The 6000-nt window shown below is 59.9% G+C and carries 4 protein-coding genes and 1 pseudogene; 3 read left to right on the top strand and 2 right to left on the bottom strand.

Features of this window, described 5'->3' with window-relative positions:
• Nucleotides 1–146: 146 nt before the first annotated feature.
• Nucleotides 147–2096: pseudogene (locus tag MUW49_RS02950) on the top strand (DUF3427 domain-containing protein); the annotation flags it as partial.
• A 48-nt stretch (nucleotides 2097–2144) separates the two neighbouring features.
• On the opposite strand, the gene MUW49_RS02945 reads toward MUW49_RS02950, so the two are convergent.
• Nucleotides 2145–2732, bottom strand: a complete 588-nt coding sequence (locus MUW49_RS02945) for a histidine phosphatase family protein (protein WP_049636328.1) — start codon at nucleotides 2730–2732, stop codon at nucleotides 2145–2147.
• A 449-nt stretch (nucleotides 2733–3181) separates the two neighbouring features.
• Here MUW49_RS02945 and MUW49_RS02940 point away from each other — a divergent pair, with 449 nt between their 5' ends.
• Both MUW49_RS02940 and MUW49_RS02935 read left to right on the top strand, forming a co-directional pair.
• On the top strand, nucleotides 3182–5290 hold the full coding sequence (locus tag MUW49_RS02940) for a bifunctional diguanylate cyclase/phosphodiesterase (protein ID WP_244812381.1): 2109 nt from the start codon (nucleotides 3182–3184) through the stop codon (nucleotides 5288–5290).
• A gap of 163 nt (nucleotides 5291–5453) precedes the next feature.
• Nucleotides 5454–5741, top strand: coding sequence for a hypothetical protein (locus tag MUW49_RS02935; RefSeq protein WP_041212754.1), 288 nt, complete (start codon nucleotides 5454–5456; stop codon nucleotides 5739–5741).
• A gap of 44 nt (nucleotides 5742–5785) precedes the next feature.
• On the opposite strand, the gene MUW49_RS02930 is transcribed toward MUW49_RS02935, so the two are convergent.
• Nucleotides 5786–5974: a hypothetical protein gene (locus MUW49_RS02930; RefSeq protein WP_010674183.1), complete on the bottom strand. Its 189-nt coding sequence runs from the start codon at nucleotides 5972–5974 to the stop codon at nucleotides 5786–5788.
• Nucleotides 5975–6000 lie beyond the last annotated feature (26 nt).

Raw genomic sequence — 6000 nt, 5'->3', positions numbered from 1 at the left:
AAGTCATCAATAACATTCATGCCGATCATGGTTTCCCATAGAGGAAAAAAGTGATCGGCCTGGGATGTTATTGGGCGATCGGCATGGATGTTATTGAGTGATCGGCATGAATGTTATTGAGCGATCGCCATGCGTGGGAATACGCATTTGGCGAACTCTTGGTCGGCGGCGCCGTGCCAACCCACTACCGTCAGCTGTTTGCCTCGGTGCAATCCTTTCATAACCAGCTGGCTAATTTACGTCTTAGCCAAGACTATTTCGATTACATCGTCATTGATGAGGTTCACCATATTGCGGCGGCCAGTTATCGCGGTCTGCTCGCCGCCTTTGAACCTCAGATTCTGTTGGGATTAACCGCAACGCCAGAGCGCCATGATGGCGGTGATATTCTTGCCGACTTTTGTGGTGTCATCGCAGCAGAAATCCGCTTGCCCGAGGCCATCAATCGTCGCCATCTCTGTCCATTCCAATATTTTGGTATCGATGATGATACTGACTTGCGCCAAGTGACTTGGAAAAATGGCCGTTATGACATCACTGAGCTCACCAATATCTATACCTACAATCAGCAGCGGGTACAGAAGATAGTCCAGAGCCTCAATGAGATCGTCACCGATATTACCAAGATCAAAGCACTGGCATTTTGTGTGAGCCGTGAACATGCCGACTTTATGTGCAAGGCATTTTTATGGAAGGGCATCAAGGCTGACATCCTCACCAGCGATAACCGAGACGAGCGGCATCGTAAGCAACAAGATTTGCGTACCGGCGTTATCAATATTCTCTGCGTGGTGGACATCTTCAACGAAGGGGTTGATATCCCGGAAGTCGATACCTTGCTGTTTTTACGACCAACGGAAAGCCTCACCATCTTCTTGCAGCAATTGGGGCGCGGACTGCGACTGGCGAGCGATAAAGAGTGCTGCACCGTATTGGACTTTGTTGGGAATGCCCGTGCGGAGTATGACTTTGCCCAGAAATTCCGGGCACTGGTGGGTAAAACCAATAAAGCGATTAGCCACGAGATCAAACAGGGCTTCCCTCACGCCCCCTTGGGCTGCCGTATCGAGCTCTCAAAACAGACCCAAGAGTTAATTCTGAGCAATATCAAAAAGGCGACTCTCAATACATCGCGCCTCATGGGCCTGATCCGCCGTTTCTCACAGGATTGCGATTTACCGCTGACACTGGCGAATTTTCTGAAGTTCTACCCTCATATCAGCCTTGAGGAGATCTACAAGCGCGGCAATTGGAGCGCCTTGGTCAAACAGGCCCACAACCATACCGTTTCTGAAATGAGCGATGAGAAGCTGTCGACCCTCTACACCCGGGCCATCAAAACCCGGCTATTGGGCTGCGATGCGCTCCATTACTTGAACTTCTTACAAACCTTGGTGGAAAGCGCCTTTACCTTAACGGCTGAGCACGATGAGCTGATGGCCTTGATGTGCCATTACGACTTCTGGCAACAAAGCGGCCCCAACGCAGGCTTTAGCTCCTTGGCGCACAGCCTGAAACAACTCAATCAACCAGAGTTAAGGGCCGAGCTGGCAGATCTGTTGCCCATGCTGATCAACCGGGTGCAGCACGAACAAAGAGCCATGCCAGATCTTCCCGGCAATCCACTACAACTGCATGCTCGCTATGCCAGAGAGCAGGTGCTGGTTGGCTTTGGCGCGACCACCTTCGCGCAGCAACCCACGGCTCGCGAAGGGGTGTATGTCATCGCAGAGCACAATATCGAGTTGCTGTTCGTGACCTTGAACAAAACGGAGCAGCACTTCTCCCCCACCACCCGTTATCACGACTACGCCATTAATGAGTCACTGTTCCATTGGCAGAGCCAAAACAGCGCTCGCCCAGAGCGAGGCAAGGGGCTGAGTTACATAAACCACAGGGCAGAGGGTAAGCGCGTGTTTCTGTTCGTTCGTGAGCAGAGCAAAGATGAATTTGGCCGCACCCTTGGCTTTGTGAACTTTGGTGAGGTGGAGTACATCTCCCACAGCGGTAGCCAACCGATGAACATTAAATGGCGTCTCACTACTCCGATGCCGCCTTTTATGTGGAAAGAAGCGGCCAAATTGGCAGTTGGCTGAGCGACCCATCACAACAAGGCCCACCCACGGCGGGCCGCCTTCGTGTGGTCAGCAGGCAATCCGCTCTATGCGACCACCACTGAGTTTGAAGAAGGCATCCTGTGGCAGCTCCTGCAGCCAGGTGGTGGTGTAGTCCAGATCCACATAGGCGCCGCGCAGCATGGCGCCAAAGAGACCGTGAGAAACCACGATGGCCTGCTCGGCAATCTGCTCGTCCTCAAGCCATTGCCGGGCCCGGCGCTGAATGCTCTCAAAACTCTCGCCATGGGGGGCCCGCAGATACCAGTCCGGCTCCTCCAGATCCAGCTCGGGGTGGGCCGCCAGCAGCTCGGGCACCCGGCGACCCTCCCACTCCCCCATCCCCAGCTCCACCAGCCGCTCGTCCCAGATGATGCGCTCCTGGTCCAAGCCAAGCTGCTGACACACCCGCTCCGCCGTCTGCCGTGCCCGGCCGAGGGGGCTGGCGTAGATCGTCCAGTCGGTGGGCTCGGCCAGGAGCTTGGCCAGACGGGCCCCCATGGCGAGGGCCTGGGCTTCTCCCCTGGGGGTCAACTCGGAGTTGCAACGCCCCTGCAACCGCAATTCGGCGTTGTAACGGGTCTGGCCATGGCGCAGCAAATAGAGGGTTCGAGACATGGTTTCTCCAGCAGAGTCAACGAGATAAGAAAACAGGGGGAAGATGATAACAGATGTACCGGGTCAACCAAGACCCGGAGGATGCAGGCTTGTGCTGACTCCTTGAGCGCATGGCCTGCGGCTATCGTGATAAGGACGACAGGGGCTGCGCGCCTTTATCGCACAGGCGCCTTGTGCGCTTACCACACGCCTTCGCCACGGGCCCGCCAGCGCCGTGGCAAGCGCCCCATGCTCCCCTATCTTGTTGTTCAGACGGAATAAAATGGGGATGTGCCGGTTTATCGGTCACAGGATGGCGGCCAAAGCCAGAAAAGACAGAGTTTTTGCTCTGATCCGGGGGCCATTTTGGTACGTATCTCTGGCTCACGACAGGGACGCCTGGTGTACAATCTGCCACCCGATTTCCCCTGACCCGGCCCAGGCTCAGGCCCTGATGTACCCCAGAGTAAATGAACGTGACCCCAACCCACCCCATGCTCGACAGTTATTACAGCCAGGATCTGGTGTTCTTCTCCATCCTGGTGGCGGTGCTCGCCTCCTATACGGCGCTGACCATGACCAGCCGGGTGAGCCAGAGCCGGGGACGGGCCGCCGTGCTCTGGCTCGCGGGGGGAGCCTTCGCCATGGGGCTCGGCATCTGGTCCATGCATTTTATCGGCATGCTCGCCTTCAACCTGCCCATCGCGCTGGGATACGATCTGACCCTCACCGGTCTCTCCCTGGTGGCAGCCATCGGCTCCTCGGCCTTTGCGCTCTGGCTGGTGAGTCGTCCCCAGCTCCCCTGGCACCAGATCCTGTTCGGGGCCGTGCTGATGGGGGCCGGCATTGCCACCATGCACTACATCGGCATGGCGGCCATGAAGATAGCGCCTGGCATCCACTACCTGCCTGGGCTCTTCATCCTCTCCATCCTCATCGCGGTATTCGCCTCGGGTGCCGCGCTCTGGATAGCGTTTCGCCTGCGCAACAGCTCGCCCCGCGCCTTCTTCAGCAAGGCCCTCGCCTCCCTGGTGATGGGGGCCGCCATCATGGGCATGCACTACACCGGCATGGCGGCGGCCCAGTTCCCCGCAGAGAGCCTGTGCGGGGCCCTCTACACCGGTCTCAATACCCAGTGGCTGGCAACCGTGGTCATCATAGTGACCCTGGCGGTGTTCGCCATCGCCTTCGTGCTCTCCATGCTGGATGCCCACGCCGCCAGGCTCTCCACCTCCCTGCATCAGGCCCACGACGAGCTGCTCAAGCTGGCGCTCCATGACAGCCTGACCCGGCTGCCGAACCGGCTGCTGTTTGCCGACCGGCTGGAGCAGCGCATCCAGGAGTGTCAGCACAGCCAGCGCAGCTTCTCCCTGCTGTTTCTCGATCTCGACGGCTTCAAGATCATCAACGATGCCCACGGCCACCACACCGGGGATCTGCTGCTGGCCGAGGTGGCCCAGCGCATCACCAGCCTGCTCGGTGCCAGCGACACCGCCTCGCGCTTTGGCGGGGACGAGTTCGTGCTGGCACTAGCGCCGGGGGATGTGAGCCAGACCACGGCCTTTGCCGAGCGGCTGCTGGCCACCCTGGCCCAGCCCTATGAGTGGGTGCACCACAGCCTGCACATCACCGCCAGCATCGGCATTGCCGTCTATCCCCAGGATGGCACCAGCCTGCACGAGCTGACCCTCAACGCCGATGCCGCCATGTATTACGCCAAGGAGCAGGGGCGCAACGACTACTACTACTTCGACAGCGCCATGAACGCCAACGCCCACCAGCAGTTCCTGCTGCACAAGGAGCTGCAACACGCCCTGGAGCGGGGGGAGCTGGCCCTGCACTACCAGCCCAAATACTGTGCCCGCAGCGGCCAGGTGGTCGGCGCCGAGGCCCTGCTGCGCTGGCAGCACCCGGAGCATGGTGCCGTCTCGCCGGCCAGCTTCCTGCCGCTGGCGGAGAAGAGCCGGCTCATCATCCCCATCGGCAACTGGGTCATCGACGAGGCGTGCCGCCAGATGAGCGCCTGGCGGGCGGCGGGTCATCACGACTGGAGCGTGGCGGTCAATCTCTCCACCATCCAGCTCGCCAGCCCCGGGTTGCTGGAGGAGGTGCAGGGCGCTCTCGCCCGCCATCGGCTCGAGGCCCGTCACCTGACCCTGGAGATCACCGAATCCACCGCCATGCAGAAGGCCGAGGAGAGCCTCGCCATCCTCAACCGCCTGGCCGAGCTCGGCCTTGGCATCTCCATCGACGACTTCGGCACCGGCTACTCCAGCCTGCTCTACCTCAAGCGCTTCCCCGCCAACGAGCTCAAGATTGACCGGGGCTTTGTCACCACCCTGGAGCGGGGCGGCGACGATGCCACCATCATCGCCGCCATCATCGCCCTGGGTCAGGCCCTGGAGATGCGCATCGTGGCAGAGGGGGTGGAAACCCCGGAGCAGCGCGACCTGCTGACCGAGCTGGGCTGCGACACCTTGCAGGGCTACCTGCTCGGGCGCCCCATGACCGGGGAGCAACTGCTTGTCCACTGCGCTCCCGAGACTCCCCAACGGGTGCTGGAAGGTGTGCTTGCCTGACAAGCAGGTGAGCCGCAGCGCCCATGTCGCCAGGGTCATCACCAGCCCGATTGCGTCCCTTCACGACTCAAGGTAGTCTGCTGCAAGACTCGAATGCTCCTTTATCTTGCCGGGCGCATCGAGCGCCCCCATGGCAGATCACCCGTTCAGAGGAGCCACATCCATGGCCAGATACCAGTTCTTCAGCGTCCCCGCCTCCCGCCGTCAGCAATATACCTATGTCGACATGGCCTCCCCCACCTTCCTCACGGAGAAGGAGGCGCTGCTGACACAAGGGTTCGAGGTGGAAGAGGATTTCATCGACGCGGCCACTCCCCGCGAGGCGGTGGAGAAGTACAGATCCGGCTTTCTCTACGTGGCGGACGAGATAGGCAAGTCAGACGAGGCCTATGCGGCGGCAACGGCCTTGCTGGAGATGGGCAAGAAGATCCTGGGCCGCAAGGCGGGCTGAGCAAGGCGGGCCGCCGGGACGATACCCCGATGGCCCGCAGGCAGTCAGCGTTGGGGGTGCTGGCGGAGCATCTCCACCAGCTCCTCTTCACTGCCGGGTTCATGGGCAAGCTGCAGGCTGGGGGCGGCGCCCCCCATCAGCATATAAACGTGAGTGCTGCAGTGATCGTAGTGATACCACTTACCGTCGATACAGACGTCGGTATAGCATCTCGGGTCCCTCTTGAGTTCCATACGCACATCCTTATGTGTCATTCACC

Origin of the sequence: Aeromonas sp. LsrichE-8G (assembly GCF_022869435.1) — a bacterium.
Lineage (GTDB): Bacteria > Pseudomonadota > Gammaproteobacteria > Enterobacterales > Aeromonadaceae > Aeromonas > Aeromonas caviae.
Note: the sequence above shows the minus strand (reverse complement) of the source record. Positions and strands in the feature narration are given on the sequence as shown.

Bases quoted from the DNA above. Each gene is read 5' to 3' on its own strand.
- MUW49_RS02940 (WP_244812381.1), top strand. From the start codon at position 3,182: ATGAACGTGACCCCAACCCACCCCATGCTCGACAGTTATTACAGCCAG.
- MUW49_RS02945 (WP_049636328.1), bottom strand. From the start codon at position 2,732: ATGTCTCGAACCCTCTATTTGCTGCGCCATGGCCAGACCCGTTACAAC.
- MUW49_RS02935 (WP_041212754.1), top strand. From the start codon at position 5,454: ATGGCCAGATACCAGTTCTTCAGCGTCCCCGCCTCCCGCCGTCAGCAA.
- MUW49_RS02930 (WP_010674183.1), bottom strand. From the start codon at position 5,974: ATGGAACTCAAGAGGGACCCGAGATGCTATACCGACGTCTGTATCGAC.